Annotated in this window: 25 protein-coding genes; 14 read left to right on the plus strand and 11 right to left on the minus strand. The window is 59.1% G+C overall.

Annotated features, from left to right (window positions below; all coding sequences use genetic code 11):
• Positions 1-7: 7 nt before the first annotated feature.
• The gene (locus VXM67_RS17655) at positions 8-187 is read left to right on the plus strand and encodes a hypothetical protein (RefSeq protein WP_367237247.1); all 180 of its coding nucleotides are present in this window, start codon (positions 8-10) and stop codon (positions 185-187) included.
• Positions 188-235: 48 nt separating this feature from the next.
• Here the strand turns inward: VXM67_RS17655 and VXM67_RS17660 are convergent, their stop codons facing one another.
• Positions 236-988 (minus strand): TerC family protein, encoded by a 753-nt coding sequence (locus VXM67_RS17660; protein ID WP_023381256.1) that lies wholly within the window; start codon positions 986-988, stop codon positions 236-238.
• Between the two features lie 24 nt (positions 989-1012).
• The gene (locus VXM67_RS17665; RefSeq protein ID WP_023381257.1) at positions 1013-1252 is read right to left on the minus strand and encodes a hypothetical protein; all 240 of its coding nucleotides are present in this window, start codon (positions 1250-1252) and stop codon (positions 1013-1015) included.
• Positions 1253-1387: 135 nt separating this feature from the next.
• On the opposite strand from VXM67_RS17665, the gene nhaR reads away from it, so the two are divergent.
• The 3 genes from nhaR to VXM67_RS17680 all read left to right on the plus strand — a co-directional run bounded on the left by nhaR (position 1388) and on the right by VXM67_RS17680 (position 4401).
• Positions 1388-2281: a transcriptional activator NhaR gene (gene nhaR, locus VXM67_RS17670; RefSeq protein WP_023381258.1), complete on the plus strand. Its 894-nt coding sequence runs from the start codon at positions 1388-1390 to the stop codon at positions 2279-2281.
• A gap of 128 nt (positions 2282-2409) precedes the next feature.
• Positions 2410-3621 carry a serine/threonine transporter SstT gene (gene sstT, locus VXM67_RS17675; protein ID WP_023381259.1) on the plus strand — a complete coding sequence of 404 codons (1212 nt, stop codon included), beginning with the start codon at positions 2410-2412 and terminating at the stop codon, positions 3619-3621.
• Between the two features lie 132 nt (positions 3622-3753).
• Positions 3754-4401, plus strand: a complete 648-nt coding sequence (locus VXM67_RS17680) for a DUF480 domain-containing protein (protein WP_023381260.1) — start codon at positions 3754-3756, stop codon at positions 4399-4401.
• Positions 4402-4406: 5 nt separating this feature from the next.
• Here the strand turns inward: VXM67_RS17680 and VXM67_RS17685 are convergent, their stop codons facing one another.
• Positions 4407-4595: a hypothetical protein gene (locus VXM67_RS17685; protein ID WP_023381261.1), complete on the minus strand. Its 189-nt coding sequence runs from the start codon at positions 4593-4595 to the stop codon at positions 4407-4409.
• Positions 4596-5000: 405 nt separating this feature from the next.
• Between VXM67_RS17685 and VXM67_RS17690 the strand changes: the two genes are divergently transcribed.
• From VXM67_RS17690 to VXM67_RS17710, 5 genes are all read left to right on the plus strand, one after another.
• Complete coding sequence (locus VXM67_RS17690) at positions 5001-7544, plus strand: DUF6543 domain-containing protein (protein ID WP_367237248.1); 2544 nt, start codon at positions 5001-5003, stop codon at positions 7542-7544.
• Between the two features lie 188 nt (positions 7545-7732).
• Positions 7733-11473 carry a DUF6543 domain-containing protein gene (locus tag VXM67_RS17695; protein WP_367237249.1) on the plus strand — a complete coding sequence of 1247 codons (3741 nt, stop codon included), beginning with the start codon at positions 7733-7735 and terminating at the stop codon, positions 11471-11473.
• Positions 11474-11482: 9 nt separating this feature from the next.
• Positions 11483-11935, plus strand: a complete 453-nt coding sequence (locus VXM67_RS17700) for an NEL-type E3 ubiquitin ligase domain-containing protein (RefSeq protein ID WP_367237250.1) — start codon at positions 11483-11485, stop codon at positions 11933-11935.
• Positions 11851-12267 carry an NEL-type E3 ubiquitin ligase domain-containing protein gene (locus VXM67_RS17705; protein WP_367237715.1) on the plus strand — a complete coding sequence of 139 codons (417 nt, stop codon included), beginning with the start codon at positions 11851-11853 and terminating at the stop codon, positions 12265-12267. Before VXM67_RS17700 ends, VXM67_RS17705 begins: the two co-directional genes overlap by 85 nt.
• 908 nt (positions 12268-13175) lie before the next feature.
• Positions 13176-13955, plus strand: a complete 780-nt coding sequence (locus VXM67_RS17710; RefSeq protein ID WP_027908177.1) for an IS5 family transposase — start codon at positions 13176-13178, stop codon at positions 13953-13955.
• A gap of 197 nt (positions 13956-14152) precedes the next feature.
• On the opposite strand, the gene ahpF is transcribed toward VXM67_RS17710, so the two are convergent.
• From ahpF to VXM67_RS17750, 8 genes are all read right to left on the minus strand, one after another.
• A complete protein-coding gene (gene ahpF, locus VXM67_RS17715; RefSeq protein WP_202675458.1) occupies positions 14153-15715 on the minus strand; it encodes an alkyl hydroperoxide reductase subunit F in 1563 nt (520 codons plus the stop codon).
• 199 nt (positions 15716-15914) lie between these two features.
• On the minus strand, positions 15915-16478 hold the full coding sequence (gene ahpC, locus VXM67_RS17720; protein ID WP_023381267.1) for an alkyl hydroperoxide reductase subunit C: 564 nt from the start codon (positions 16476-16478) through the stop codon (positions 15915-15917).
• A 257-nt stretch (positions 16479-16735) separates the two neighbouring features.
• A complete protein-coding gene (gorA, locus tag VXM67_RS17725; protein WP_027908178.1) occupies positions 16736-18091 on the minus strand; it encodes a glutathione-disulfide reductase in 1356 nt (451 codons plus the stop codon).
• A gap of 97 nt (positions 18092-18188) precedes the next feature.
• The gene (gene galU / locus VXM67_RS17730; RefSeq protein ID WP_023381269.1) at positions 18189-19028 is read right to left on the minus strand and encodes a UTP--glucose-1-phosphate uridylyltransferase GalU; all 840 of its coding nucleotides are present in this window, start codon (positions 19026-19028) and stop codon (positions 18189-18191) included.
• A gap of 49 nt (positions 19029-19077) precedes the next feature.
• The gene (locus tag VXM67_RS17735; RefSeq protein WP_023381270.1) at positions 19078-20439 is read right to left on the minus strand and encodes a UDP-glucose/GDP-mannose dehydrogenase family protein; all 1362 of its coding nucleotides are present in this window, start codon (positions 20437-20439) and stop codon (positions 19078-19080) included.
• An 89-nt stretch (positions 20440-20528) separates the two neighbouring features.
• On the minus strand, positions 20529-21443 hold the full coding sequence (locus VXM67_RS17740) for a c-type cytochrome (protein ID WP_023381271.1): 915 nt from the start codon (positions 21441-21443) through the stop codon (positions 20529-20531).
• The gene (locus tag VXM67_RS17745) at positions 21440-22090 is read right to left on the minus strand and encodes a c-type cytochrome (protein WP_023381272.1); all 651 of its coding nucleotides are present in this window, start codon (positions 22088-22090) and stop codon (positions 21440-21442) included. The genes VXM67_RS17740 and VXM67_RS17745 overlap by 4 nt, the downstream gene beginning before the upstream one ends.
• A 145-nt stretch (positions 22091-22235) precedes the next feature.
• Positions 22236-22595 carry a hypothetical protein gene (locus VXM67_RS17750; protein ID WP_023381273.1) on the minus strand — a complete coding sequence of 120 codons (360 nt, stop codon included), beginning with the start codon at positions 22593-22595 and terminating at the stop codon, positions 22236-22238.
• Between the two features lie 161 nt (positions 22596-22756).
• On the opposite strand from VXM67_RS17750, the gene VXM67_RS17755 reads away from it, so the two are divergent.
• From VXM67_RS17755 to modB, 5 genes are all read left to right on the plus strand, one after another.
• Complete coding sequence (locus VXM67_RS17755; RefSeq protein ID WP_023381274.1) at positions 22757-23059, plus strand: DUF1883 domain-containing protein; 303 nt, start codon at positions 22757-22759, stop codon at positions 23057-23059.
• Positions 23060-23066: 7 nt separating this feature from the next.
• Positions 23067-23237, plus strand: a complete 171-nt coding sequence (locus VXM67_RS17760) for a hypothetical protein (RefSeq protein ID WP_023381275.1) — start codon at positions 23067-23069, stop codon at positions 23235-23237.
• A 43-nt stretch (positions 23238-23280) separates the two neighbouring features.
• The gene (locus VXM67_RS17765; RefSeq protein ID WP_023381276.1) at positions 23281-24354 is read left to right on the plus strand and encodes a nitronate monooxygenase family protein; all 1074 of its coding nucleotides are present in this window, start codon (positions 23281-23283) and stop codon (positions 24352-24354) included.
• Positions 24355-24440: 86 nt separating this feature from the next.
• On the plus strand, positions 24441-25199 hold the full coding sequence (gene modA / locus VXM67_RS17770) for a molybdate ABC transporter substrate-binding protein (protein ID WP_023381277.1): 759 nt from the start codon (positions 24441-24443) through the stop codon (positions 25197-25199).
• Complete coding sequence (modB, locus tag VXM67_RS17775) at positions 25199-25879, plus strand: molybdate ABC transporter permease subunit (protein ID WP_023381278.1); 681 nt, start codon at positions 25199-25201, stop codon at positions 25877-25879. The genes modA and modB overlap by 1 nt, the downstream gene beginning before the upstream one ends.
• Position 25880: the final 1 nt, after the last annotated feature.

The raw sequence follows: 25880 nt of genomic DNA on the forward strand, positions 1-25880 counted from the left end.
GGCACCTATGAGCCTGACCATGGCAATTCTCATGCTGGTGGGCATGTGGCTGAGCGTCGCAGCCGCCATGCTGTGGGGTGTACTACGAATCGTGCGGCGTCGTGCCCATCATCACCCTCTGCCGCCGCACACCTTGCCCACGCCACAGCAGGCCCGGCGCGCGCGCCGCCATGCTGGAGCGCACTGACCTGCAGATACGTCGAGGCCCGCTCACCGGCGGGCCTCGGTCCATGCATCAGCCTTCAGCCATCTCACGCTTGACCCGCGCACGGCGAGCCATGATGTTGAGGATCTCGATCAGCGTCGAGAAGGCCATCGCCGCATACACATAACCTTTCGGTACGTGGGCGCCCATGCCCTCGGCGATCAGCGTCATACCGATCATGATCAAGAAGCCCAGCGCAAGCATCACCACGGTCGGGTTGTCGTTGATGAACTTGGCCAACGGGTCGGCTGCCACCAGCATCACGATCACAGCACTGATCACGGCGATGATCATGATTGGCAAGTGTTCGGTCATGCCCACGGCGGTGATGATGCTGTCGACCGAAAACACGATGTCCAGCAGCAGGATCTGCCCGATCGCCGCAGCGAAGCCCAGCGTCACGGTGGAGCCCGCCTTGGCTTCTTCCTTGGCGCCGCGCGGGTCGACGTTCTCGTGAATTTCCTTGGTCGCCTTCCACAACAGGAACAGGCCACCGGCGATGAGGATCATGTCTTTCCACGAGAAGCTATGGCCGAACACATCGATCACCGGCTCGGTGAGCTGGACGATCCAGGCCACGGTGCTCAGCAACGCCAGGCGCATGACCAGGGCCATGCTGATACCGATGCGCCGCGCCTTGGAGCGATACTCCACCGGGAGCTTGTTGGTGAGGATGGAGATGAAGATCAGGTTATCGATACCCAGGACGATCTCCATCGCCACCAGCGTGGCCAGGGCGACCCAGGCGGTTGGGCTTGCGACGAGTTCCAGCAAATATTCCATTTTTCAATCCTGCTCGGGTCTGGGTCAGATGTCCTGGGTCTTTGCGTCGGGCTCGGTGCTCTTGGGCTTGTGCCCTTCGGAACCGATGGCTTCATGCAGCGCCTGCTGGGCCGCTTCGTTGGTCTTGTCGATGGCTTGCTTGGCCGACTCTGCAGCCTGGTCGAGCATTTGCTGGGCGGATTTCTCGGCCTGATCGCACCCGCTCATGGCAAACAGTGCCAACACCAGCACCAGGGGCGTACCGATGGATTTGAGTTGCAGCATGGGTTCCTCGCTTGTCGAAAACCGGGCGGCGCGCACTGCGCCTGATGGGGTCGCATTCTAAAGAGTGCGATACATCAGAAAAATTCGTATTTTCAGCAGTTATACTTCGGTTTTTACGAATATTGGAAATACCCCGTGCTCAACTATCGCCAGTTGCATTACTTCTGGGCCGTGGCCAAGACCGGCAGCATCGCACGTGCCAGCGAACAGCTGAATCTCACACCCCAGACCATCAGCGGCCAGATCAGCCTGTTCGAGCAGACCTACGGCCTAGAGCTGTTTCAGCGCGTCGGACGCCAGCTGGAACTGACCGAAACCGGCCGCCAGACCCTGGCATACGCCGAGCAGATGTTTCAGATCGGTGGCGAGCTGGAGGCGCTGCTGCGGGCAGGCCCGCAAGAGCAGATCCTGTTCCGTGTCGGCGTGGCGGACGTGGTGCCCAAATCCATCGTCTATCGCCTGCTGGCACCGACCATGGAATTGGACAACGCACTGCGTATCAACTGCCGCGAAGACAAGCTGGAACGGCTATTGGCGGACCTGGCGATCCAGCGTCTGGACCTGGTCATTTCCGACAGCCCGATGCCCAATCACCTGGATATCAAGGGTTACAGCCAGAAGCTGGGGGAATGCGGGCTCAGCTTCTTCGCCACACCGGCATTGGCCCAGCGCCACAAGGGGCCCTTTCCTGCATGCCTGCAGGACGCGCCGCTGCTGATTCCGGGCCAGGAAACGGTGGTGCGCAGTCGCCTGATGCGCTGGTTGAGCGAGCAGCAGGTGCAGCCGCGGGTCATCGGCGAGTTCGATGACAGTGCACTGATGCAGGCCTTCGGGCAGTCGGGTAGCGGTATTTTCGTGGCCCCGAGCGTGATCGCCGATGAAGTATGCCGCCAGTATGGGGTCGAGCTGGTTGGCCAGACCGACGCGGTGCACGAGTCGTTCTACGCGATTTCAGTCGAGCGCAAGGTCAAACACCCTGGGATCGTGGCGATCACCGAAGGCGCGCGGCGAGAGCTTTTTCACTGGTAGAAGGCGCTGCACCCCAGTGCGGCAAACCGACGCGCCGCCGTTATCGCCGGAGCCGGACTGCCGGCGATAACGGCCAAACGGTCTGTGGTAAAGTCGCGCCCTTTCACAATAACGAGATACTGCTTCACATGACCCCTGTTCTTCGCCTACTCAACCGCACCAGCCTGGTGACGCAGATCGTCATCGGCCTGGTTGCCGGTATCGCTCTGGCGCTGCTTGCACCAGCCATCGCCCGCGACCTGGCTTTCCTCGGCAAAGTGTTCGTCAGCGCGCTCAAGGCAGTGGCGCCGGTGCTGGTGTTCATCCTGGTCATGGCTTCGATCGCCAACCACCGGCACGGCCAGGAAACCCACATCCGCCCCATTCTCTGGCTGTACTTGCTGGGCACCTTCGCAGCCGCAGTTGTGGCCGTGGTTGCCAGCATGCTGTTCCCCTCGCAACTGGCATTGAGCACCGGCGAGGCAGCGCTCAGCGCCCCGGGCGGCATCGGCGAAGTGTTGCAGAACCTGCTGCTGAGCGCTGTCGACAACCCGATCAATGCGCTGCTCAACGCCAACTTCATCGGCATTCTGACCTGGGCCATCGGCCTGGGCGTGGCCCTGCGCCATGCCGGCGACACCACCCGTACGGTGGTCGAGGACCTGTCCAATGGCGTGACCCTGATCGTACGCGTGGTGATCCGCTTCGCACCACTGGGCATCTTCGGCCTGGTCAGCTCCACCCTCGCCCAATCGGGGCTGAGCGCCCTGCTCGGCTACCTGCACCTGCTGGCGGTGCTGATCGGCTGCATGCTGTTCGTGGCGTTGGTGATGAACCCGCTGATCGTGTTCTGGAAGATACGCCGCAACCCATACCCGCTGACCTTGCTGTGCCTGCGCGAAAGTGGCATCACGGCGTTCTTCACCCGCAGTTCGGCGGCGAACATTCCGGTGAACCTGGCATTATCCGAGCGTCTTGGCCTGCATGAAGACACCTACTCGGTATCGATTCCGCTGGGTGCGACCATCAACATGGCCGGCGCGGCGATCACCATCACCGTGCTGACCCTGGCAGCGGTACACACCCTGGGAATTCCTGTCGACCTGCCGACCGCCGTGCTGCTGAGCGTGGTCGCGGCCATCTGTGCCTGTGGCGCCTCCGGGGTAGCGGGCGGTTCGCTGCTGCTGATCCCGCTGGCATGCAGCCTGTTCGGCATTCCCAGCGAGATCGCCATGCAGGTGGTGGCGGTCGGCTTCATCATTGGCGTGCTGCAGGATTCAGCCGAGACCGCGCTGAATTCGTCGACCGATGTACTGTTCACGGCTGCCGCGTGCCAGGCAGAAACGCAACGCAGTGCATGAATGACGCTGGGCCGCCATGCGGCCCAGCGCCTACAGGTTCGGTTGATGCTTGGCCGACGATGAAGCCAGTGATTGCCTAAGCCTGGCGCTTTACCTACGCTAGTGGCCCTCCCCCAGTAATGAGACAGGGTCATGTCAGAACACGAAACCGCAGGCGCAGGCCGCTTCAACAGCGTCGAGATCCGAATCCTCGGCTCGTTGATCGAAAAGCAGGCCACCAGCCCGGAAAGCTACCCGCTGACCCTCAACGCCCTGGTTCTGGCGTGCAACCAGAAGACCAGCCGCGAGCCGGTCATGAATCTGACCCAAGGCCAGGTTGGCCAGGCCCTGCGCGCCCTCGAAGGCCAGGACATGACCCGCCTGCAGATGGGCAGCCGTGCCGACCGCTGGGAACAGCGCGTGGACAAGGCGCTGGAACTGGTACCGGCACAGCTGATACTGATGGGACTGATGTTCCTGCGCGGCCCGCAGACCCTCAACGAGCTGCTCACGCGCAGCAACCGCCTTCACGACTTCGACGATACCGAGCAGATCCAGCACCAACTCGAGCGTTTGATCTCACGAGGCCTTGCCCTGCACCTGCCGCGCCAGGCTGGCCAGCGCGAAGACCGATACACCCATGCGCTGGGCGACCCGGCGGAAATCGAGGCGATACTCGCCGCACGCCAGCAGGAAGGTGGCGGGCGTGGCAGCGCCAGCAACGTATCGGAAGAGCGGATCGAAGCCCTGGAAGCCCGGATTGCCGCTCTGGAAGCGCGCCTGTCCGAACTTGGCGGGTGATCCGTTCAATTATCCGGTTCGGGGAAGTTGCGACAACTCTTGCGCTCAGCAAGCTCGCGGTCGCTCGGGCGCTGGTCGACGAACACCGTGCGTCCGTCGGCGTAGATTTCCAGATAGCCCCAGTGCAGGTCCTGCTCTTTCTGGCCGGGCTTGGGTGGCACGAGCCACCAGGGTTCGCGGCTGATCAGGGTCATGGCTGAGATTCCTGAGGGTGTCTGGACTTAATGATAGACACCCTCGGTCATCACAAGCCCAATCGCCGCGCGATGCAGCACTTACAAGCACTTGGCGGCTGAAAACCACCCTTGCGGCGTCAAGACGCTGCTCATTCCAGGCGCGCGGTAATATGCTCGGAATTTCCCTAGTGTCCTGTCTCGGAAATAAGCTGTTCACTTTTGGCGGCGTCCTGGGCTTTCGGCCTGCGTTGCCACTCCTCGCCATAGCCCTGCTATGACTCGTCGCGGCGCCTTTGCCGAACACCCAGGCCACTCGCCAAAAGAGAACGTATTTCCGAGACAGGACACTAGATACATCTACCGCACGTAAGTTAAGCGTTGAGCGAGGATGGCCACTCGATCCCAGACATCAAGTGGCTACCCATGAGCAGCATCAAAGAGAAATTGCAACGCAAGCTAGACCTGCTGGACGGCGGACGAAATCTGGTTCAGCTGATCGATGGATTCATTGACGAGTATCCAGACCCCTATCTGCTAGCCAAACAGCATGCCGCCGATATACTCCTCAAGCGCATTGGCAAGGCTGTAGACCCGCGCTATGTCTGGTGGCATCAGTTCACAACGGCCAGCAGCAGCCCTCGGAGTTTTACCGGCTGGCAGCATAGTGGGCCGCCGCAGAAGTCAGTGCCCTTCACGGAACTGGTGGCTCAGCGATTCGACCTTCCGTTTCAGGATGCTACGGATGAGCTGAACGTGTATGGAGGTTTCTACAAGGAGGGGGCACAGGCCCACTATTTTGATGAAACCAATGAAATCCCCATGCTGCCGAGTGATGTGCAAAAGGACTTTTGGGCGCTAGATTTCGCCGAGATATACCGAGCCAAGGTGACACGCTTCTGGGCCGAACGTGACGTTGCGTTTCGTGTGTTAGCCAAAATCAACCTGCTTGGGGAGTGTGCAAAGGCTGTTCTGGCACGGCGTATCACCGAAGCAGAAGCAGCTGCCTTGCGCGGCATTGTGGTCCCTGAGTTGGAAGCTAGAGAGCTACCGTCCTTGACGCAGTTACAGGCTAACCACTCGACTGTTTCTTTGACCACTTACGCGTACGAGCTTGGCCATGTTGAGTACGCATGCTTCTTCACCTTCGGTTCAAGCGGTGGGCGGGTAACGCTGTACCGTCCTTGGGCTAAAGAAGCGATTCAGGGGTTCGACAGCGAGTTGGCCATGGCTGCCTGGCTACGTCAGCAGCTACGTGATCAACAAACCATGGCTGAGTTTCTCGCGGCAGCGTTGGTCGATCCTGGCGAGCAGCCTGAAGTCAGTAATGTTCGGGCGGTTTTACAAGGCATTGCCAACAGTCGTTCCGACCAGGCCGCCTTGGCACTTCTTCACTTCAGACGCGTTTCAATCAGCGATGATTTTTTTGTTCATATCGCCCGACGGGCGCGTAATGATATGGAGCGTAGCGCTGCTGCATTGCTCAACAATGCTGGATTACGCAAGGCGATGTTGAGTGGGTACCTCTCGGCATTCTTGAATGTCTTTGCGGGCTTTACTCCCTTAGGATGGCCGATGTCACTGGCGCTGCTAGGTGCGGCATTGGGCAGGTTGGGTTTGGGGGTGGATGCAGCAGTGCATGCTACCAGTGAGGAGGCACGTAAGTCTGCATTGCGCCAAGCCATGCTTGACTGTTTGTTCGCCGCCTTGAATCTTACAGAAATAGGATTTCAGTCGACGTTCGCCTCCCTAGCGTATGAGGCGCCGTTCCATGAGACCAGGGCCTCCCTGGCTCGATGGCAAGTCGCCAGAGAGCCGGATCCCATCCTGGCCGGACGTGAAACGAATCAGTTGATCGAAGGAGAACTGGCGACGGACGGCCGTCTAAGGGGGGTACGTGTCGACGAAAAAGGCGATTGTTGGATCGAGATGAACGGTTTGACATACCGTGTCCGATACAGTCACGAATTGTCAACGTGGTTGATCGTTCCGCTGGACAATCCCTTTGCGCTTGGCCCACTATTTCCTGTTCGTGTAAATGATGGAGGCGATTGGCATCTGTTGGTGCCACCAGAGCGCGAAGCCCCACCTGCGGTGATCGGCATGATCAATGAGACGTCGCAGTTCTGGGATGAATACACGGCAACTCATGTAATTCAAAGTCAGAAATTTTCTGCACAGGCCCGGGCGCGTCAGAAGAAACTATTGGAAACTCAGTCCATCCCTATCTTGGGCATTAACGAACTCCCTGCCGAAGATGAACATGGCATCTACTGCGTAAGATTTGGCAATACGTTTGAGTACACATATCGAGAAGCAGATGGTCAGTACGCTAACGAGCTGATCAAGTACTATACGGATGAAGCCTCCTCGGTCAACGACATATTGCGACAGGGTATACACAAGTACACGGACTCGGTGGATTACATCAATGACCTGGCCACCACGCTTGAGAGACTACCCAAGAACAATGAAGTGAACCTGTATCGTGGAGGACATGGGGGGCGAGGTACCAGCGGCGAACATTTTCGTAGTGGCCGGCTTAACGTCGGCGATATTTTGGTCAATACTGACCTGACCTCATGGACCGAAAACCCCTTCATGGTTCGACACTTCGCAGCCTCACGCCATCTCGACGCCAATGGTTGGACTAGTGTCTTCGATGACACCTCCGTCGTTTTCGAATTGCCCGCCCACCGCTATAATAGCGGAATTCCGATTAGTGCCTTCTCATTGTATTGGGATGAGGCTGAAACACTTTTTCTACCAGGGCACTACTTCAAAATAGACAAATTCTCTCACGTGCATGGGGAGCGTTATCGTTTCATTCAGGTGACGCTGAGTCAGGTTGTCAGGCCGGTAGCCAGGCCTGTGTATGACTTACGTACGGGTGCTCCATTCGATAGGGCTGCATTTGTTGAACGGGTGAAATCACCGGACTTGGCAAACCGATTCTTCCCCGACCAATGACTTTTTACCTCTTGCGCTGTCGTAGATTTGCGAAATCAACCTGACACCTTAGTGCCTGTTTCAAATGCCAACTCCCTGAAGAAACTCGGCCTTGTAACTGTCGCATCCAAATGCGGTATCTATGCAATACGACCCATTGCCCAGGCCCTATAAGATTATGCTGTCGAATAACTTATCAGGGCTTACACATGCGAACCGAGCAAGATCGAGAAATGACAGTGGTCGAGCCACTGGCGATGGAGCGGGCCTTTCAAGACAGCTTTATCGCCAAACGGCTGCCGGCCTGGCTCAGGTCGGCCAATCCTGATCAACTGACCGCATTGGGAACGGCACTGCGTCAAAGCCTTATCACCCGCCATCACCTGAGCGAAAGACTGGCGCGCATCCAGAGTATCGACAGCTTCGCGATCACTACATTGGAGGCTGCACTCAAGGAGCGCTTCGGCGACGAGTATGACGTTCGGCGCTGGACCCTCATCGTTGGCGAACGCGAGCCGATCATAAACCAGCTGCCGGTTGGCTCACACTTGACTGAAGCAATCTACAAAGATGTACCGCTAATTGAGGCTGTACTGCGTAACTTTACCCTCGCTGAAACCGAGGCCAATGGACAGCCTCGAGGTAATCGTCTGACAAGTGCTCGGCAGGGTACTATCAGACCGCCAACAGCCATAGAATTTGCTAGGTTCTGCCGAGAAATTGATGTGGGAGGGCAGTACCAACGTCATCTCGATGAAGTTCTTCAGTCTCACACTACCCCTGATCATTCTGAGACGATGCCAGAGCTGCTCGCCAGCTCGCATCGATATGCCATGCTGGTCGATGCTTATGAGGCAAGACTCAAAGGAAGTTTGTCCGAGAGGGAATTTCAGTTGATTTCCGGGATGTGTAACGAGGATACCCTTGGACGCCTGGATGGACATCCTGTGGTGGCCAAGCAACTCACCTTGTTGGGTTGCAGGCTTGAGCAAATCGTAGTGCTTGATGTCATTGATGAAGGCCTGATTCGAAATGTGACGCGGCGAGTTCTGGTACATATTCCTGGCGATTCGCATGGGGCTTGGTGTGTCTTCGATAGTCTGCGAGCGTTTGCCAATGCATTAGGCAGAAGGTTGCGCTCGGGTGATTACCAGAAATTTTTCAGTCAATTTGTGCGACGCCGCGATAGCCAGCTGTTCTTTTCAGTCGTAATTGCTGCCTATGCGGATTTGGTGACGACAGCCAACTTCGACCTCGAAGAGCATATGTACGCCTACCCAATGCCACTTTTCGAAAGTTTGGCAACAGCGCGAATTCGCCAAATTAAGGATGATGCGGCGATGATTGCTGTGCCAACTAGCGATGTGGACCGGCGGGTTCAGCAAGAACATGACCAGCGTCTTGCCGCCGAAGGCTGGACACTGCTCAATGTTGCCGGTTTCTTTATCCCGATCATCGGCGTGGGACTTTTGACAATCACAGCATGGAAGCTATTAGGAGAGACCTTTCATGGTATTGCCGCATGGCGGCACGGCGATACCAGTCAAGCGCTCGACCATCTGATCAACGTAGGGACAGATCTTGCTGTCATTGGAGCGCTCGCAACTGGAGTGACTGTTGCCAGCCGTGTATGGAATCGTTCATCTGTGGTTGATAGTCTTGTTCCTGCACAACTGGAAGATGGTACCGTTAAACTCTGGAACCAGGACTTGGTGCCGCTGCGTAGCGACAGTGTTCTTAACGGTGCAGAACGGGACGCACAAGGTATCTACCGACTAGGAGGTCAATGCTGGGTTGAGATGGATGGCCATTACTATCCGGTAGTGCAACATATCACTGACGGTGAGTGGCGGATACAGCCGAAAGAAGGGCACGGCCCGATGCTGAGCCACAACGGTGCTGGTGCCTGGCGACTATGGTGCGAGCAACCTGATGAGTGGGATAATGTTCATGGGATGTTTCGGCGGTTTGGCGGTGAATGTCGAGCGCTTGACGATGAACAAATTGATCACGTACTCAATGCTCACACATTGAACGCTGATAATCTTCGGGCCATGCACATGCATGGTTTAGCTCCCGATGCGGCACTGTTGGACAGCGTTATGCGTCTACGGCTGGACCAGCGTATTCGTGACGTAGTTCGTTGTTTACGCTCGGGCGAAGATGTAATCGACTTGCCTCTGTTGAAGTTTGCTCAACGCTTACCCGGTGCAGGCGGTTTGAATGGCAGCGCATTGGCGGATGCTGCCTGGACACAACGTCGGCAATGGTTCCAGGCCGCATATACCAGCTTCCAGGACACCGCGCAAAGTGGAGCGGAAGCGCTGCGTCGACTGTTTACGAGCCTGCACGGTCCTGCTGCAAATGAACTGATACGCGCGGCGACCATCGCCGATCGCCAGCAATTGCAGTCAACGGGTAAGGCTTCTCTGTCCCTTGCTGAAGCAGCGAGGGCCAGTGTGGTCCGAATTCGAACTGCTCGGGCTTATGAAGCACTGGTTGCCGACACTCCTCAGAATGCGGACGTGGCAAGGGTTGTTCTTTCCATGCTTAAACACTTGCCTGGTGCTGCTACTGGCGTGCGTTGGCGCCTAATCGAGGGCGCTGTCGATGGCCCAGAATTACTGCAGACTGAAGTAGGTATGCAGGCTTTTGGACTCATTCATCAGCAGGGGATGTTTCAACTGGTTGATACCCATGGGACATTGTTAGGTGAGCCAGGAGAACTTTTCGATGTCATGACTGCGGCTTACAGTGAGCGTCAGCGTGCAGCGATGGGCCTTTCGGATCCGATCACTCAGAACCTGAGGGTATCTGTCGGGAGGCAGATGATTCGCCGTCGCCAAGAGGTCGAAGTGCTGTTCGGAAAACAACAGCGCATTGGCTGGTTCAAGTTACCCCAGCGGCTGACGGATGGGCGTATGGGCTATTTGTTGAGTGGTCGAGGCCTGGCAGGTAGAGCGCGTGGTCGCAGGCCACGTTCGTTGTTCGTGATGGTCCGTGACCTGTATCCAACCTTTAGCGATGAGCAGGTGAATACCTGGATCAACAACACGCGCGGTGCTGGGCTACAGGTAGAGGCTGAGTTGGCCAGGCTGAGGCATGAACTTGGCATCCTGAATAGCCATCTGCATCATTGGCAGAACCGTGCTAGTACAACCACGTCACAAACGAGCCGACGTTACATTCGAGAGTCACTGCTTAACTGTTGGCGCCGCCGGGTAAACACCGGAGTCAATATCAGTGAGCAAGCCGTCAACTATCGCTATGGCCTGCATGGCTTGGGGCTGGAAGCACTACCGGATCTTCCAGCGGGAGTGAGCTTTGCTCATGTATCAGAGCTGGCATTGTTAGGTATGGCATTGACATCGCTGCCTGACAGCTTCTTGAGTGCCTTCAGGAACCTCAGGACTCTGGAGCTTTCTGGTAATCGATTGACGCGCTTGCCACAGGCCTTGATCCAGATGACGCATCTTAGAGAGTTGGAACTGGTTAACAATCAGATCGTGCTGGATCCAGGGCAGTCCACGATTCTAGCAAGCTGCGAATCACTCGAGTATCTCAACTTATCATACAACCCACTTGGGCGCTCGTTCTCCGTGAGTGGGATGCGTCGGTTGCGTATCCTGTATTTAACCCACACTGGCATCACCGATATACCGAATGCACTTGTGACTCGGCCAGATCTCACTCTTGCGGATTTACGAGGGAACCAGATTACTCAATTGCCGGCGCCGTTCTATGCTGCTCCAGGCTGGGTCCGGCGGGTCATACTGCTGGCGAACAACCCTCTTTCTGCTTCAGAAGCCGTACGCTTGCGAGCCTCACAGATAGGGTTGCGTGCAGTTTCCGAAGAGGAAGCTGTTATTCAGACTCCAAGGTCGGTTCGACAGAGTTGGCTCGATGTAGCGCAATCTCCCATGCGAGGCGACATGTCTGTGTACTGGTAATATTTGCAGATGGAGCCAGGGTCAGGTGACTTTTTCGGCTTGCTAGAGCGCCTACGTGAGACAGCGGATTTCCGACAGAATGGTCACGCACTGGCGAACCGGGTCTTCACCATGATCAGACTTATGTACGGCTATACCAGTCTGCGTGAAGATCTGCTGACTCATGCCACTGAAACATTGACCTGTCAGGATAGTGTGGCCCTATGTTTCAGCAATTTGGAGTTGCGGATGCTGGTGTGGCAGGCACAGTACGCCGTTGAGGGCCAGCAGCGTGCACTACTCTCACTTGGCCGGCAGCTTTGGCGGTTGGATGAGGTTGATAGGATTGCACTGGAGGATATTCGCGCACGAAAGGCGGCTGGGGGGAGCCGGATGAGATCGAAGTTGCTCTGGCATATCGCGTTGCCTTGCGTGATGAGCTTGATCTACCTGCACAACCTAACGATATGCTCTTCGGTTTAGATGCTGAACTGGAAATGGATCGAATTTTCGAAGTACGTAATCAAGTGATGGAAAGAGAGACGGATAGTGCTGTAGCTAGTTCCATGGTTGCACGGGATTTTTGGCAGGAGTATTTGTTGCGTACTCAAAGTGCTAGATTCGATGCGGTTGATGCACCGTTTCACGCCAGGCTGGCTGCTGTGATGGATGATACGGCGATTCAAGACGGTGGGCGTGTGATGCAAATGAACAACATTAGGGATGAGCGGCTGGCAGCACAGCGCACGTTGATGCACGAAATTACATTAGCTGCGCTGCAAGAAAATCGCAGATCGACAAGCGTCGACACTTGATGAGTGATGGGGCAGGGTAAAACCTGCCCTTCATTCAATGAATGCGATCAAGCCACTGCGATTCTCTTTTTAGAATTCCATTGCAATCGATCCGGGGGTGGTGGCGAATACCGCTTGACATTACCTTGCGAACGAAGTTCCGCAAGGCTCGTGAGTGTGCATGAGTGTCATATCGCTTTGGTTTGCCGCTAGGTGCAGGCGCTCACTCAGCCACATCACTTGCGCGGCCTTTTGGTACAACTCTGGAGTCGACACGCTGACATGTGGCCGCAGAAGCGCCAGGCTGCTTTGGCGCATACCATCGCGCAAGGGCTGGACCCAACCGTGGCGCAAGCCAAGTACCTGTGCGACTTTCCACCAGCGTGGGCTTTTCAAGAAAGCATCTTTCGTCCAAAGTACGGGAGCATGCGACCATTGGCGATCATGAGGTCTGAAGTCCAGTGCTGCCTGGACCAGCCTCAGACCACCCGGTAGTAGGTTACCCACGTAGACCTCGTGGCTTGCGCAGCTGTAGCTGAAGCTATAGAAGTGAAATCCCAGTTCATCGGCGAGCGCAGGGATCTCCTCAAGCAAGGCGGATGGCTCTCGCAAACGCTCCCAGTCTAGTGCGGTTCTGTTGAGCATCGAGCCTCCATGTACGAATGTTAATTGCCTCGAGTGCAGGAAGCACCAGGCCGAAAACTGCCGAAAACCCACCCGGCCGGTCAACTATAGTGGTGTTGTCATCTCAGTTGATATAAACAAAGTGTTTAAATGGGTGCGGAGGTGATGAATGATTGTTCATTTTTTAGAGCACGTAGGGTTTCGATGCATTGCTTGACCTTTCTGCAGCTATGCCCTAAGGAAATTCTGAAAAGACTTCCTGATTTGGCAAAATCTCCGGATACCCGTTGCCGAGCTATTCGATGATGAAACAGGTGTCCTTCGCCGACGCCGAGTACGCCGGCAAGCGCAAGCAGACCCGCAAGGCATCGTTCCTGATCGAGATGGATCAGGTGGTGCCCTGGAAGGGTTTGATTGCGCTGATCGAGCCCCATTATCCAAAGGGTGAAGGTGGTCGTCCGGCCTACCCATCGATGGCGATGCTGCGCGTACATCTGATGCAGAACTGGTTCGGCTACAGCGATCCGGCGATGGAAGAGGCGTTGTATGAAACCACCATTCTGCGCCAGTTTTCTGGTCTGAGTCTTAAGCGAATCCCGGACGAAACCACCATTCTCAATTTCCGACGCTTGCTGGAAAAGCACGACCTGGCGGCCGGGATTCTCGGTGTAATCAATGGCTATCTGGGCGACCGGGGCCTGTCGTTGCGCCAGGGCACCATCGTCGATGCCACCCTGATTCATGCCCCCAGTACGACCAAGAACAAGGACGGCAAGCGCGATCCCGCGATGCACCAGACGAAGAATCAGTATTACTTCGGTGCCAAAGCCCATATCGGTGTCGATGACGAGTCGGGGCTGGTGCACAGCGTGGTTGTCACGGCAGCCAATGTTGCGGACGTCACGCAAGTCGGCAAACTGCTGCACGGTGAGGAAACCGTGGTCTGCGCTGATGCGGGTTACACTGGGGCCGAGAAGCGCGAAGAGCACGCGGGACGCGAGGTCATTTGGCAAATTGCAGCGCTGTCGAACCTGTGGATGGCACGCCGACATTTGTTGGCGAACGCAGGAGAGGTGCGCGTGTAATACAGGAATGGCGGCTGCACAGTGGCTTGCTGAGGCCGGTGGGCCTGAAAAATCAAAGAGGACTGATCAAATCCTGACGTGCGTCGCTTTTTGACGTGCTGACCGCTCGATAGCCGGAAAATATCCGGCTATTTCAGACCCTTCATAGGGCTTACGCAAACCTGTAGTCGGCTTGCCGGCGATGGGTCGTTACAGGCTTACGCCGGCGCAGACGTACGGATCAAGTGATCGAAAGCCGCCAGTGAGGCCTTGGCGCCCTCACCTACTGCGATGACGATCTGCTTGTACGGCACTGTGGTCACGTCACCGGCAGCGAAGACGCCGGGGATGTTGGTCGCGCCCTTGGCATCGACGATGATCTCGCCACGCGGCGACAGCTCGACGGTACCCTTGAGCCAGTCAGTGTTCGGCAGCAGGCCGATCTGCACGAAGATGCCTTCCAGCGCCAGCTCGTGCGACTCATCGGTTGTGCGGTCCTTGTAACGCAGGCCGGTGACCTTCTCGCCATTGCCCAGCACCTCGGTGGTCAGGGCACTGGTGATGACCTTGACGTTCGGCAGGCTGTGCAGCTTGCGCTGCAGCACGGCGTCGGCACGCAGCTGGCTGTCGAATTCGATCAGCGTTACCTGGGCAACGATCCCCGCAAGGTCGATGGCCGCTTCAACACCCGAGTTGCCGCCACCGATCACCGCCACACGCTTACCCTTGAACAGCGGGCCGTCGCAGTGCGGGCAGTAGGCCACGCCACGGGCGCGGTACTCCTGCTCGCCCGGCACATTCATTTCGCGCCAGCGGGCGCCGGTGGCCAGGATCACGGTCTTGGCCTTGAGCGAGGCACCGCCTGCCAGGCGTACTTCGTGCAAACCGCCGTCGGTGGCCGGAATCAACGCTTCACCGCGCTGCAGGTTCATGATGTCGACGTCGTACTGCTTGACGTGCTCTTCCAGCGCCGTGGCCAGTTTCGGCCCCTCGGTTTCCTGTACCGAGATGAAGTTCTCGATGGCCAGGGTATCGAGCACCTGACCGCCGAAACGCTCGGCGGCGACACCGGTACGGATGCCTTTGCGGGCGGCATAAATCGCTGCCGAGGCGCCAGCGGGGCCACCGCCGACCACCAGCACGTCGAACGCGTCCTTGGCGTTGATCTTCTCGGCCTGGCGGGCGCCAGCATTGGTGTCGATTTTGCCGAGAATCTCTTCCAGGCCCATACGGCCCTGGCCAAACACTTCGCCGTTCAGGTAAATGCTAGGCACCGCCATGATCTTGCGGGCTTCGACTTCATCCTGGAACAGCGCACCGTCGATGGCCACGTGGCGCACGTTCGGGTTGAGTACCGCCATCAAGTTCAGCGCCTGGACCACGTCCGGGCAGTTCTGGCACGACAGCGAGAAGTAGGTTTCGAAAGTGAACTCGCCTTCAAGCGCCTGGATCTGCTCGATCACTTCGGCGCTGGCCTTGGATGGGTGGCCACCGACTTGCAGCAGCGCCAACACCAGCGAGGTGAATTCATGGCCCATTGGGATGCCGGCGAAGCGCAGGCTGATATCGGCACCCGGGCGGTTGAGCGAGAACGAGGGACGACGGGCGTCATCACCATCCGCGCGCAGGGTAATGAGGTTCGACAGGCCGGCAATTTCCACCAGCAGGTCGTGCAATTCGCGGGACTTCGCGCCATCGTCGAGGGAAGCAACGATCTCGATCGGCTGGGTGACCCGCTCCAGGTAGGTTTTCAGTTGCGATTTAAGCGTGGCGTCCAACATACGGGCGATTCCTTTTTCAAACTTCGGATACAAAAACGCCCAGGCGATGGCGCCCGGGCGTTTGACGGGGCAGTGAGAACTTCAGCTATGGCGGCTGCTCACCGCCCGCGACGGGTGCATGAACCTTTATCCGTTCGAGAAGTGCCAAGCCTGTTTTCGACGCAGCATGGTCGTCGCGCTGGCACTCATCGGGCGAACATTAGATCTTGCCGACCAGGTCCAGGGATGGCGCCAGGGTCGCTTCGCCTTCTTTCCACTTGGCCGGGCAGACTTCGCCTGGGTGGGCAGCCACGTATTGAGCAGCCTTGACCTTGCGCAGCAGTTCGCTGGCGTCGCGACCTACACCACCGTCGTTGATTTCGACGATCTTGATCTGGCCTTCCGGGTTGATCACGAAGGTACCGCGATCAGCCAGGCCAGCTTCTTCGATCAGCACATCGAAGTTGCGGGAGATGACGTGGGTCGGGTCACCGATCAGCGGGTACTTGATCTTGCCGATGGTTTCCGAAGTGTCGTGCCAGGCTTTGTGGGTGAAGTGGGTGTCGGTGGACACGCCGTAGATTTCCACGCCGAGTTTCTTGAACTCTTCGTAGTTGTCAGCAAGGTCACCCAGTTCGGTCGGGCAAACGAAGGTGAAGTCGGCCGGGTAGAAGAACACGACAGACCACTTGCCTTTCAGGTCGGCTTCGCTGACCTGAACGAATTCGCCGTTGTGGAAAGCGGTGGCATTGAACGGTTTGACCTGGCTGTTGATGATAGGCATGAGAGACGCTCCTTCATGGGTTGAAATCAGTTGACGGAGAGAATCCTAACCGCTCATCCCCATAAAGGCTCATTGGCAAAGCTCATGCTTGCGATTGGTTTTGGCTATAACCGAGGTTTATTAATAGAAGGGATTGCGCTGAGCAAAGGATTGCGCGATACGCCGCGTGGGCCGTGGGAGCAGGTTCACCGCGAGCACCGGCAAAGCCGGTGCCCAACACTGCGTCGAAGGCTGCGTGGGGAACCCGCTCTAACACGTCAGCGCGTGGCGGTACGCAAGGTCACGAACTCTTCGGCCGCCGTCGGGTGCACGCCGATAGTCTCGTCGAATTGCTGCTTGGTAGCCCCGGCCTTGAGCGCAATACCCAGGCCCTGGATGATCTCGCCTGCATCCGGCCCGACCATGTGGCACCCCAGCACTTTGTCGGTCTCGGCGTCCACCACCAGCTTCATCAGGGTTTTTTCCTGGATGTCGGTCAGGGTCAGCTTCATCGCCCGGAAGCGGCTCTCGAAGATTTGCACCTTGTGCCCGGCCGCCAGGGCCTGTTCCTCGGTAAGGCCCACCGTACCAATCGGCGGCTGGCTGAACACTGCGGTAGGAATGTTCTGGTAATCCACTGGGCGATACTGCTCAGGCTTGAACAACCGCCGGGCCACGGCCATGCCTTCGGCCAATGCTACCGGGGTCAGCTGGACGCGGCCGATCACATCGCCAATCGCCAACACCGAGGGTTCGGTGGTCTGGTACTGCTCGTCAACCCGGATGTAGCCACGTGGATCCAGCTCCACACCGGTATTCTCCAAGCCCAGGTTGTCCAGCATCGGGCGACGTCCGGTGGCATAGAACACGCAGTCGGTGAGCAGCTCGCGACCATCCTTGAGCGTGGCCTTGAGGCTGCCATCCTCCAGCTTGTCGATGCGCTGGATGTCGGCATTGAACTGCAGGTTCAAGCCGCGCTTTTCCAGCTCCTCCTTGAGGTGGGTCCGCACCGATCCATCGAAGCCCCGCAGGAACAGATCGCCCCGGTACAGCAGCGTGGTATCGGCGCCAAGGCCCTGGAAGATCCCGGCAAATTCGACCGCGATGTAGCCGCCGCCAACCACCAGAACGCGGCGCGGCAGGTCCTTGAGGTAGAAGGCCTCGTTGGAAGTGATGGCCAGCTCCTTGCCCGGAATGTCCGGCACCTGCGGCCAGCCGCCCGTGGCAATGAGGATGTGCTCGGCGCTGTAGCGCTGGCCTTCCACTTCCACCTCGTGGGCACCGGTCATGCGCGCATGCCCTTGCAACAGGTTCACGCCACTGTTGACCAGCAGATTGCGGTAGATGCCGTTGAGCCGCTCGATTTCACGGTTCTTGTTGGCGATCAGCGTGCCCCAGTCGAAATGGCCTTCTTCCAGCGTCCAGCCGAAGCCGGCAGCCTGTTCCAACTCATCGGCCACGTGGGCGCCATACACCAGCAGTTTTTTCGGCACACAGCCGACGTTGACACACGTACCGCCCAGATAGCGGCTCTCGGCCACCGCCACTTTCGCGCCGAAGCCCGCAGCGAAACGCGCGGCACGCACACCGCCGGAACCGGCGCCAATCACGAACAGATCAAAATCGTAGGCCATGTATTCAGTCTCCTTGGCTGGCGTCCAGCATACCCCCGTTGGCCGCCGCAAACAAAAAAGCCACCCCGGAGGGTGGCTTCTGGACCTGCCAGGCTTATCAGTAAGCCTTGCCAGTCTTGTAGTAGTTCTCGAAGCAGAAGTTGGTCGCGTCGATGTAGCCTTCGGCGCCACCGCAGTCGAAACGCTTGCCCTTGAACTTGTACGCAATCACGCAGCCATTCTGCGCCTGCTGCATCAGGGCGTCGGTGATCTGAATCTCGCCACCTTTGCCAGGCTCGGTGTTGGCGATGATGTCGAAGATGTCCGGCGTCAGGATGTAGCGACCGATGATTGCCAGGTTCGACGGCGCGTCTTCGGGCTTGGGCTTCTCGACCATGTTGGTGACACGGAAGATGTCGTCGCGAATCATGTCACCAGCGATGACACCGTACTTGTTGGTTTCCTGCGGATCGACTTCCTGGATGGCGACGATCGAGCAACGGAACTGGTTGTACAGCTTGACCATCTGGGTCAGAACGCCGTCACCTTCCGGGTTGACGCACAGGTCGTCGGCCAGCACCACGGCGAACGGCTCGTCGCCGATCAGCGGACGGCCGGTGAGAATCGCATGGCCCAGGCCCTTCATCTCGGTCTGACGGGTGTAGGAGAACGAGCACTCATCCAGCAGGCGACGGATACCGACCAGGTACTTTTCCTTGTCGGTGCCCTTGATCTGGTTTTCCAGCTCGTAGCTGATGTCGAAGTGGTCTTCCAGGGCGCGCTTGCCACGGCCAGTGACGATGGAGATCTCGGTCAGGCCGGCGTCCAGGGCCTCCTCGACGCCATACTGGATCAGTGGCTTGTTGACCACCGGCAGCATTTCCTTGGGCATGGCTTTTGTAGCAGGCAGGAAGCGGGTGCCGTAGCCGGCGGCCGGGAACAAGCATTTTTTGATCATATACGTCCTTAAACAAAGGCAAGGCCTGTTGGAATTCGGCGCAGTCTAATCAGGCGGCAGTCACCTTACAATGCCCCGCCTGTGGCCGACCGATGCCATGATAGAGATAACCCAGTGTAGATAGTTCCAGCGGATCGTAAATATTACGCCCATCGAACACTACCGGCATGCGCATCAAGCCCCGTACGCGGGGGAAGTCCGGCTGTCGGAACTGCTTCCATTCGGTCACCAGAACCAGCGCATCCGCCCCTTCGACACAGGCGTACGGGTCATCGTGCAGACGTAACTGGCCGCTGGCTACGGCCCACGGGTAGCGCTCGGCAACCGCCGACAGCGCTACCGGATCGCAGGCCTGGACCCGCGTGCCCGAGGCCAGCAGGGCATCCAGCAACACCAGGCTTGGGGCTTCGCGCAAATCGTCGGTGCCTGGTTTGAATGCCATCCCCCAAAGCGCTACCACCCGCCCTCGCAGGAAGCCACCGAAGTGCTGGTGCAACGCACTGTACAGCAGGGTTTTCTGCTGTTCGTTGCGGGCCTGCACCGCCTGAAGGATTGCGCACGGGTAACCTTGCTGCTCGGCGGTATGAATCAGCGCACGCACATCCTTGGGGAAGCATGAGCCGCCGTAGCCGCAACCCGCGTAAATGAAATGGCTGCCGATGCGCCGGTCGCTGCCGATGCCACGGCGTACCTGTTCGATGTCCACGCCCAGGCAGGCGCACAGGCCGGCCAGTTCGTTAACGAACGAGATCTTGGTCGCCAGGAACGCATTGGCTGCGTACTTGGTGAGCTCGGCGGCGCGCGGCGTCATTATCAATATGCGCTCATGGTTGCGCACGAACGGCGCGTACAGGCGCTGCAACAACTGGCGGGCGGCCTCACTGTCACTGCCGATGACGATACGGTCCGGGCGCATGAAGTCGTCCAGGGCGCTGCCCTCCTTGAGAAACTCCGGATTGCTGGCCACCTCGACGGCAAAGCCCGCACGACGCTCACGCAAACCCAGCGCAATCTGCGCGGCCACACGCTCGGCAGTGCCCACTGGCACCGTCGACTTGTTCACCACCAGGCAAGGGCATCGCAGGTGCCGACCCAGGCTGTCCGCCACTGCCATGACATGCTGCAGGTCAGCCGAGCCGTCCTCCTGGCTAGGCGTGCCGACCGCGATGAACACCACGTCGGCCCGGGCCAAGGCCTGCTGCCAGTCGTCGCTGAAACTCAACTGGCCGCGGCTCAGGCCGCTCTTGAGCAGCACCTCCAGACCGGGCTCGTGAATGGGGCAATGTCCCTGGCGCAACTGCGCCAAGCGCTGCTGGTCGCGTTCCAGGCACACCACCCGGTTACCCATCTCGGCAAAACAGGCCGCCGTCACCAGGCCCACATACCCCGCTCCGATCACACAAAGCTCCATGGCCGCGCTCCTTCGACATGCACGCAGCCATTGCTACCTGTCGGTGGTTACAGTGCCGTGATACAGGTGTGACAGGACGGGGATGCGCCTCAGCTACCGGTGCCTTGCCCAATCAGCACACCGTCCACTTTCTGCCCATACAGGTTGACCCCGTCATTGGCGTGGAACTTGACCCGCGTCTTCTCCACCGAGCCCTCGATCAAACGTGGATCCTGTGGCCGTTCGTGCCGGTTGACCCAGGCCGCTACGTCCCAGGCCTGCTGATCGCTCAGGCTGCCGGGCTTGCCCAAGGGCATGTTGTATTTGATGAAGGAGGCCGCCGTGTTGATCCGATGCATGCCGGCACCCCAGTTGTAGGAATCCTTGCCCCAGAGCGGCGGCATGACATACTCGCCCGCCACTTTCTGGCCCTCTCCGTTATTGCCGTGGCAGATCGCGCACTGTTCGCGGTAGACCTGCTGGCCTCGGGTGAAGTCATAGCCGCCCTTGGGTTGCGGCACCTCGGGGTAACCACGCCCGGCGATCTCGACGCCGGTTGGCGCCTTGCTCGACAGCCAGTAGGAATACACCGAAAGCGCCGTCATCTGTGGGCTGTCGACCGCTGGCGGTGTACCGTTCATGCTGAACTGGAAACACCCTTGGATGCGTTCGGCATAGGTGTTGACCTTGTCGTTTTTCTTGCGATATGCCGGATACATCGGGTAAGCGCCCCACATTGGCGCAGAGTGGGCCAGGCGACCCTGATCGAGGTGGCAGTTGCTGCAGTTCATGCCATTGCCCACGGCTTCGGGCATCAGCCTGCGGGTATCGACGAACAGTGCATGCCCCTCGCGCACCATCTTGCCGAAGGCGTTGTCCGGCAGCGTGCTTTCCAGAGGCGGGACGAACTGTGGCGAGGACTGGGCGTCGGGCACCTTCAGCTGCGACTGGTCTTCCATGGCAACGGGGGCGGCGTGGGCGTTGCACATGACCAACAGCAACGCGATTGGCATCAATGGTCTCATGGCTTGACCTCCTGGCGAGCTGGACGGGCGAAGAACTCAGCGATAGCCGTGACCTCGTCATCGGTCATGGCCTTGGCCACACCGACCATCAGCTGGTTGGGGTCATTGCTGCGACTGCCGTCGCGCCAGGCGTTGAGTTGCGCGGCCAGATAACCGGCCGGCTGCCCAGCCAGGGGCGGGAAATGTTGGCCAACCCCACTGCCCCCAGGGCCATGGCACTGCACGCAACCGGGGATCTGCCGACTCCAGTCACCGTAAAGCGCCAGCCGGGTAACGCTGTCGTTGGCGATCCGCTGGCGGCGCAGATCGGGGGCGGGGTCGCCGGACCGCTTGGCCAGGTAAGTGCTGACCGCCTCGATCTCGGCCTCGGTCAACGCTTTGGCCAGGGGCTCCATGACCGACTGTTTGCGGCTGCCAGCGCGCCAGTCATGCAGTTGCTTGCTCAGATAACCGGCGGGCAACCCAGCCAGACGCGGGAACCCTGCGGCGGCAATGCCCTTGCCGTCTGCGCCATGACAGCCTAGGCAGGCCATGGCGGCGGGGTTGGCCCCACCCTGGGTGAAGACTTTCTGGCCATCGGCGGCATGCGCCGCGGGCCAGGCCAGGATCAGCAGGCCGCCGATCACGACTCGACTCAACGGGGTCATCACGAATCTCCATTTCTTTTGTTATAAGCTTAGGCATAAAAAACATAAGCAAATGGATACTAGCCCCGCAGGGAAAGTCGCAACAACGCCCAGGCCGACCAGAGGATGGCAATTAGCCTTCTAACCGCGCTTTACTTGAGCCAGGTCAACTGCCCGAGATGCATTGCGTCGCCGCCGTGCGCACATCACCCAGGCGCAATGGGAAGTTGTTAAGGCGCTCGTGCAGTTTGATGCTGCTGCCGCTACCACGCTTGTCGATATCGACCAACGCCGCCGGGCCGACACCGGCCGACAGCTTCTGCGGCACGATCAGGCGCAGGCCGTCGCTGCGCGACTCCTCCACCAAGGGGTCTCGGCTATCTGCAAGCTTGTGCTTGACGCAATCGGCGTACTCACGCGGCGTCTTGCCAGAAATGACATCCAACGTTTCGTGAGACTGCTCCAGTTCCGTCACACTGACACAACCACCGAGGGTCAAGGTCAACGCCGCCACCAACCACTTCATTTACTGCACCTCTGCCGTCAGGAACCGCGTTGGACAACAGCCAGGCGGTTTTGCTCCCTGCTCTGGCAGATTTATCTGCAGCCCGACCATCGAGCACGGCAGCGCCGCCCGCCATCGTGGTATTGTTCGCGTTTGCAGAATTACACCTTGCGGGGCCCCCCATGAAATTCATTCACCAGCGCGAGCACCTCAACGAAGACGACATCGTGGTCATCGAGTGTTCCCAGCGCTGCAATATTCGCCTGATGAACGACGCCAATTTCCGCAGTTTCAAGAACGGCGGCCGCCACACCTACCATGGTGGCCACTTCGAGCGTTTCCCGGCCAAGATCACCGTACCCAGCACCGGTTTCTGGAATATCACCCTCGATACCGTGACCTCACGCCCGATCTCGGTGACGCGCAAGCCGACCTTCACTCACAAGATCAAGATCATTCGCCGCTCGTCGTCGAAACTCGGATAAGGCTGCCATGACCCAGACCATCAAATACGTCATCAAGTACAAGCTCGACGGCCAGCGCCGCTGGGACTTCGCCCTGATGCCCGACAACTCCCAGGAGCAAGCCCTGGAAGCCCTGCGCAAGATCCATGGTGACGACGCAGACAAGATCAGCGACATTCAAGTCAGCAAGGCACTCTGAGGCCTGAACCTAGCCCCCATCGCACACTCGCAAGGAGAGCCCCATGAGCCACTGGCCCGACCGTCGTATCCTCGATCTGCTGGGCATCCGGTTGCCCATCCTCCAGGCACCGATGGCCGGGGCTTCAGGCTCGGCGATGGCGATCGCGGTGGGCAAGGCCGGTGGTTTGGGTGCCCTGCCCTGTGCCATGCTCACCGAGGAGCAGCTACGGCGTGAGATCGAGACGTTTCGCGCAGCCTGCCAGGGCCCGTTGAACCTCAATTTCTTCTGCCACCAACCACCGGTGCCAGATGCGCAGCAGGCCGCTCGCTGGAAGCAGGCGCTCAAGCCCTATTACGACGAACTGGGCGTCGACTTCGAGGCACCGACCCCCGTGTCAAACCGTGCCCCGTTCGATGAACAGAGCTGCAAGCTGATCGAGCAGTTGCACCCCGAGGTGGTCAGCTTCCACTTCGGCTTGCCAGCGCCCGAGCTGCTGCAACGGGTCAAGGCCAGCGGTGCCAAGGTACTGTCCAGCGCCACCACTGTCGAAGAAGCGGTATGGCTGCAGGCCCATGGTTGCGATGCGATCATTGCCATGGGCTATGAAGCAGGCGGCCATCGCGGCATGTTCCTGACCGACGACATCAACAGTCAGATCGGCACCTTCGCCCTGGTACCGCAGATCGCCGATGCGGTGCAGGTACCCGTGATCGCCGCCGGCGGCATCGGTGATCACCGTGGCCTGGTCGCTGCACTGGCCCTGGGTGCGTCCGCCGTACAGATCGGCACCGCCTACCTGTTCAGCCCTGAAGCCAAGGTTTCCCCGGCCCATCGTCATGCCCTGGACAACGCGCCGGCCAGCGACACCGCGCTGACCAACCTGTTCACCGGGCGCCCTGCCCGAGGCATCAACAACCGCATCATGCGCGAGCTGGGCGCCATGAGCGAACTGGCCCCACGCTTCCCCCTGGCAGGCGGTGCGCTGATGCCGTTGCGGGCAGTCAGCGACCCACGAGGCGCCAGCGACTTCAGCAACCTGTGGTCAGGGCAGGCCTTGCGGCTGGGCAGGCCGATGCCGGCCGAGCAGTTGACCCGCGAGATCGCCGAGAAGGCACTGGCGCTGATTACCCGCTGAATCCCCCAACACGCCGGCCTCTTCCACGCGAACAGTTTATCGCTATATAGTTCAGGCTATAACGATAACCCTCTGGAGCCGTCTTCATGCGTATCCGCCTGTCCCACCTGGCTGTCACCGCCCTGGCCAGCCTGGTCTCACTCAACAGTGCCTGGGCCGATGAGGTCCAGGTGGCGGTGGCAGCCAACTTCACCGCGCCTATCCAGGCCATCGCCAAAGACTTCGAGAAGGACACCGGGCACAAGCTGGTCGCCGCCTACGGGGCGACTGGCCAGTTCTACGCCCAGATCAAGAACGGCGCACCTTTCGACGTGTTTCTGTCGGCCGACGACAGCACACCGGCCAAACTCGAACACGAACAGGAAATCGTCCCAGGCTCGCGTTTCACCTACGCCGTGGGCACTCTGGCACTGTGGTCGGCCAAGGAAGGCTACGTGGACGCCGAGGGTGAAGTGCTGAAGAAGAACGACTTCAAGCACCTGTCCATCGCCAACCCCAAGACCGCGCCTTATGGCCTGGCCGCCACACAGGTGCTGGACAGGCTGGGGCTCAAAGAAGCCACCCAGAGCAAGATCGTCGAGGGCCAGAACATCACCCAGGCCTTCCAGTTCGTCTCCACCGGCAACGCCGAACTGGGTTTCGTCGCGCTGTCGCAAATCTACAAGGACGGCAAGGTGAGCAACGGTTCGGCGTGGATCGTACCGTCCAACCTGCACGCCCCGATCCGTCAGGACGCGGTGATTCTCAAAAAAGGCAAGGACAACGCAGCCGCCAAGGCGCTGGTCGCGTACCTGAAGGGCCCGAAGGCAGCAGCAGTGATCAAGTCCTACGGATATGAAATCTGATGCCACTGGACGCCAGTGACCTGGGTGCCCTCTGGCTGACCGTCAAACTGGCCAGCCTGACCACCTTGATTCTGCTGATCCTAGGCACCCCCATCGCCTGGTGGCTGGCGCGCACGAGCTCGTGGCTGCGCGGGCCGGTAGGCGCCGTGGTGGCACTGCCCCTGGTATTGCCACCCACGGTCATTGGCTTCTACCTGCTGATTGCCCTCGGTCCGCACGGCTGGGTCGGCCAGGCTACTCAGGCGCTTGGCCTGGGCAGCGTGGTGTTCAGCTTCAGCGGGCTGGTCATCGGCTCGGTGGTGTACTCTATGCCGTTCGTGGTGCAGCCGTTGCAGAACGCCTTCAGCGCCATAGGCCAGCGCCCGCTGGAAGTGGCCGCCACTCTGCGTGCCAGCCCTTGGGACACCTTCGTGCACGTTGTGCTGCCGCTGGCACGCCCTGGCTTCGTCACCGCCACTATCCTCGGCTTCGCCCATACCGTCGGCGAGTTTGGCGTGGTGCTGATGATCGGCGGCAATATTCCGGACAAGACCCGCGTGGTCTCCGTTCAGATCTTCGATCACGTCGAAGCCATGGCCTATTCGCAAGCGCACTGGCTGGCCGGGACCATGCTGGTGTTCTCTTTCCTCGTGCTGCTCTTGCTGTACGCCGGGCGCCGCAGCAAAGCGGGCTGGAGCTGAC

This window comes from Pseudomonas sp. Rh2, from assembly GCF_040762985.1.
In the GTDB taxonomy this organism is placed as follows: Bacteria; Pseudomonadota; Gammaproteobacteria; order Pseudomonadales; family Pseudomonadaceae; genus Aquipseudomonas; species Aquipseudomonas taiwanensis.

What these genes read in the sequence shown, in the direction of transcription:
- VXM67_RS17660 (WP_023381256.1), bottom strand. Translation starts at nt 988, where the DNA reads ATGGAATATTTGCTGGAACTCGTCGCAAGCCCAACCGCCTGGGTCGCC.
- VXM67_RS17750 (WP_023381273.1), bottom strand. Translation starts at nt 22,595, where the DNA reads ATGAAGTGGTTGGTGGCGGCGTTGACCTTGACCCTCGGTGGTTGTGTC.
- ahpF (WP_202675458.1), bottom strand. Translation starts at nt 15,715, where the DNA reads ATGTTGGACGCCACGCTTAAATCGCAACTGAAAACCTACCTGGAGCGG.
- gorA (WP_027908178.1), bottom strand. Translation starts at nt 18,091, where the DNA reads ATGGCCTACGATTTTGATCTGTTCGTGATTGGCGCCGGTTCCGGCGGT.
- VXM67_RS17755 (WP_023381274.1), top strand. Translation starts at nt 22,757, where the DNA reads ATGAAATTCATTCACCAGCGCGAGCACCTCAACGAAGACGACATCGTG.
- VXM67_RS17740 (WP_023381271.1), bottom strand. Translation starts at nt 21,443, where the DNA reads ATGAGACCATTGATGCCAATCGCGTTGCTGTTGGTCATGTGCAACGCC.
- ahpC (WP_023381267.1), bottom strand. Translation starts at nt 16,478, where the DNA reads ATGCCTATCATCAACAGCCAGGTCAAACCGTTCAATGCCACCGCTTTC.
- modB (WP_023381278.1), top strand. Translation starts at nt 25,199, where the DNA reads ATGCCACTGGACGCCAGTGACCTGGGTGCCCTCTGGCTGACCGTCAAA.
- VXM67_RS17760 (WP_023381275.1), top strand. Translation starts at nt 23,067, where the DNA reads ATGACCCAGACCATCAAATACGTCATCAAGTACAAGCTCGACGGCCAG.
- galU (WP_023381269.1), bottom strand. Translation starts at nt 19,028, where the DNA reads ATGATCAAAAAATGCTTGTTCCCGGCCGCCGGCTACGGCACCCGCTTC.
- VXM67_RS17695 (WP_367237249.1), top strand. Translation starts at nt 7,733, where the DNA reads ATGCGAACCGAGCAAGATCGAGAAATGACAGTGGTCGAGCCACTGGCG.
- VXM67_RS17655 (WP_367237247.1), top strand. Translation starts at nt 8, where the DNA reads ATGAGCCTGACCATGGCAATTCTCATGCTGGTGGGCATGTGGCTGAGC.
- VXM67_RS17765 (WP_023381276.1), top strand. Translation starts at nt 23,281, where the DNA reads ATGAGCCACTGGCCCGACCGTCGTATCCTCGATCTGCTGGGCATCCGG.
- VXM67_RS17710 (WP_027908177.1), top strand. Translation starts at nt 13,176, where the DNA reads ATGAAACAGGTGTCCTTCGCCGACGCCGAGTACGCCGGCAAGCGCAAG.
- VXM67_RS17685 (WP_023381261.1), bottom strand. Translation starts at nt 4,595, where the DNA reads ATGACCCTGATCAGCCGCGAACCCTGGTGGCTCGTGCCACCCAAGCCC.
- VXM67_RS17665 (WP_023381257.1), bottom strand. Translation starts at nt 1,252, where the DNA reads ATGCTGCAACTCAAATCCATCGGTACGCCCCTGGTGCTGGTGTTGGCA.
- modA (WP_023381277.1), top strand. Translation starts at nt 24,441, where the DNA reads ATGCGTATCCGCCTGTCCCACCTGGCTGTCACCGCCCTGGCCAGCCTG.
- VXM67_RS17735 (WP_023381270.1), bottom strand. Translation starts at nt 20,439, where the DNA reads ATGGAGCTTTGTGTGATCGGAGCGGGGTATGTGGGCCTGGTGACGGCG.
- VXM67_RS17700 (WP_367237250.1), top strand. Translation starts at nt 11,483, where the DNA reads ATGGAGCCAGGGTCAGGTGACTTTTTCGGCTTGCTAGAGCGCCTACGT.
- sstT (WP_023381259.1), top strand. Translation starts at nt 2,410, where the DNA reads ATGACCCCTGTTCTTCGCCTACTCAACCGCACCAGCCTGGTGACGCAG.
- VXM67_RS17745 (WP_023381272.1), bottom strand. Translation starts at nt 22,090, where the DNA reads ATGACCCCGTTGAGTCGAGTCGTGATCGGCGGCCTGCTGATCCTGGCC.
- VXM67_RS17680 (WP_023381260.1), top strand. Translation starts at nt 3,754, where the DNA reads ATGTCAGAACACGAAACCGCAGGCGCAGGCCGCTTCAACAGCGTCGAG.
- VXM67_RS17690 (WP_367237248.1), top strand. Translation starts at nt 5,001, where the DNA reads ATGAGCAGCATCAAAGAGAAATTGCAACGCAAGCTAGACCTGCTGGAC.